The sequence below is a fragment of the Rhizobacter sp. P3_B12 genome, assembly GCF_056402895.1.
On record NZ_JBFUGN010001010.1, the window covers coordinates 1 to 2,184 of the forward strand.

The 2,184-nt window shown below is 61.6% G+C and carries 4 protein-coding genes; all 4 read right to left on the minus strand.

What is annotated here, in order from left to right; genetic code table 11:
• Positions 1-9 precede the first annotated feature (9 nt).
• Positions 10-1,083 carry a DUF2169 family type VI secretion system accessory protein gene (locus AC1D01_RS31335; RefSeq protein WP_477873410.1) on the minus strand — a complete coding sequence of 358 codons (1,074 nt, stop codon included), beginning with the start codon at positions 1,081-1,083 and terminating at the stop codon, positions 10-12.
• A gap of 224 nt (positions 1,084-1,307) precedes the next feature.
• Entirely contained in the window at positions 1,308-1,511 is a 204-nt protein-coding gene (locus AC1D01_RS31340; RefSeq protein ID WP_477873412.1) for a hypothetical protein, read from the minus strand.
• 16 nt (positions 1,512-1,527) lie between these two features.
• Positions 1,528-1,686, minus strand: coding sequence for a transposase domain-containing protein (locus AC1D01_RS31345; protein WP_477873414.1), 159 nt, complete (start codon positions 1,684-1,686; stop codon positions 1,528-1,530).
• 60 nt (positions 1,687-1,746) lie between these two features.
• On the minus strand, positions 1,747-2,184 hold a 438-nt coding region (locus tag AC1D01_RS31350), incomplete at its 5' end, for a hypothetical protein (RefSeq protein ID WP_477873416.1).

Sequence of the window (2,184 nt, forward strand, 5' to 3'; positions counted from 1 at the left end):
GTACATGGCCTAGCGCCTCGCCCGAAGTTCAGTCACTGCCTCGCCGAGACTTCCGAAGTGCGGCTTTCTCGGGCGGGCATTGCCGACACGAACTTCGCGCAAGCGCACGAACTTGCGCGGCAGCTTCACACCCACTCGCCCCACGAGAACGATGCGCGATTCGTGAGGGAGAAGATGAAGCGTGTCGGGAGTCAGCGTGGTGCGCTCCACGCGATCGTCGAAGCAGAACGCAACCGGGACAGCCATCGAGGGCAGGCGGACGATGAAGCGACCGGAAGGGTTCATGTTCAGGCACATGAAGGCCGTGCCCTCGGTCAGCGCATCCATCTGCTGATCCTCCGGCGCGGCCTGGAAGTAGCGGTCATCGAAATCGTCGGGCAAGAACGGCAGGACATGATCCATCCAATGTTGGTCATAGGTCCCCGCGAAGCGCACTCGCCCGGCCGCAAAGCGCGGCACCGGGCCGAAGCCGATCGGCTCCGGTCGGTCGAGGCGAGTCTTCAGAAGCGATCCAGGACGTTCGACACAAGGCAGGAGGGCGCCCTCGCTGGCCGCGTCGCTCTTGGTCTCGAGGTAGCCCCGCCCGAGCGGGTTGCGAGGGTCACTCCGGTAGTTCGTGGGGTCGTTCGACGTTCGATCGGTGCCACCGAATGCCAGGTGCCAGGCCAAGGGCATGGCCGAGAATGGCTCCGGCCGCGACGCTCGCGATCCGAAGGCGCCTGAGGTCCAACGGCGCTCACCCGTCACGATGGCGCGTTTGTCGAGCGATGGCCCCAGCAGCCCCACCTCCATCGTCGTTGCCTGCCGACCCTGCGGGGCCATGGCCATCGCATCGAGCAGCACCTCGGGCCGCGGCTTCACCGGCACAAAGTCGGACTCGGCACGAACAGAGGTATCTGCTGCATCGCCATAGTGCGCATCGGCAAAGACGAAGGGGCTCTGCTTCTCGACGAAGCGACAGACGCCGTCGACATCGACGTCGAAGCTGGCGCGCACGACGACCGTGCACACCTTTGAGCACAACTTGTCTTGCGACACGAACGTCTCGGCGAGAAAAGGGGTGTCATTCGCGCTGATGAACATGAAGTCCGTGTCTCTGTCTTCTCAAATTGCCGGCATTCGGTCGCCTCACATCCTCCAGTCAATTCTGCGTGATCGCCAACTCGCGTCGAGATGACCTCCGACACTTCAATACAGAAGAATCGTGACCATCGGTGTCGACGGGCGACGAGGCTTCGAGAAATACGGTCGCCCTTGAGCAGCAGTTCCGTAGGCGGCCAAGCACCCCGTCTTGACGACGGAGCCGATCAAGGCGGGTTGATCTCGTCGGTGGCTTCGCCCTCGTCGCAGTACCGCCCGATGACGCGATCCAGTCGCTTGAGCAACACGTTGAGCGTCTCGCTATCGCGGCGTGCGAACATGGCCAGGGCGTTGTGACCGTCAGCGGCCATAACCGCGCAGCCAACACCCTGGATGTGGCGCAACGTAATGTCGCCGCCGTCGTCGATCAACGCTTCACAATGCTCTTCATAGTCCCGTAGTTTCTCGTGTGGTCGCAGCCGTCCACCGGCGCGCCAGCAACTCGTCGATGCGACGGTTCGGGTGCATCGGCAGCCGCTGCAGCACGTCCTTAATGTAAGCCCACGGGTCGTGCCCATGCAGCTTGGTCGACTGCACCAGGCTCATCACCATCGCCGCTCACTACCTATTCGACTATCGAACCGAGATGCCTGAAAGCTTGGCGCCTTATCGCACTAGCGCGATGAACTTCTTGAGCTTTCCATCTGGATAGCCATCCGTGAGGAACCTACGCACGCTGGCCTTGAAAGCGGGCGCGACCTCGTAGAAGTCGGCGACCGTCTTTGCTTTTGTGTGCACCAGGTATCCCGCGGCAATCAGGCGGTCGAACCTGTCGGCAGCCAAGCCAGGCACCTTGCTCGAGAACTTCATGTGAGCGCACTTGTTGTCGACGAACCTATCGCCCTTGAAGAACGCGTGCAAGAACCGCGAAACTTCCTGCTGAACCATAGCTTGTTCGCCGTCCTTGGTAGCCTTGGCTAGAACGAATGCGTCCTGCAGGTCGCCGGGGTCGCAAGTGGCGTCGATCATCGAAGGGTCGATGCCCGAACTTGTCAAGCTGAGGTCAGCGCATTTGTCAAACACCGAGTACATGAACTTTGCGCC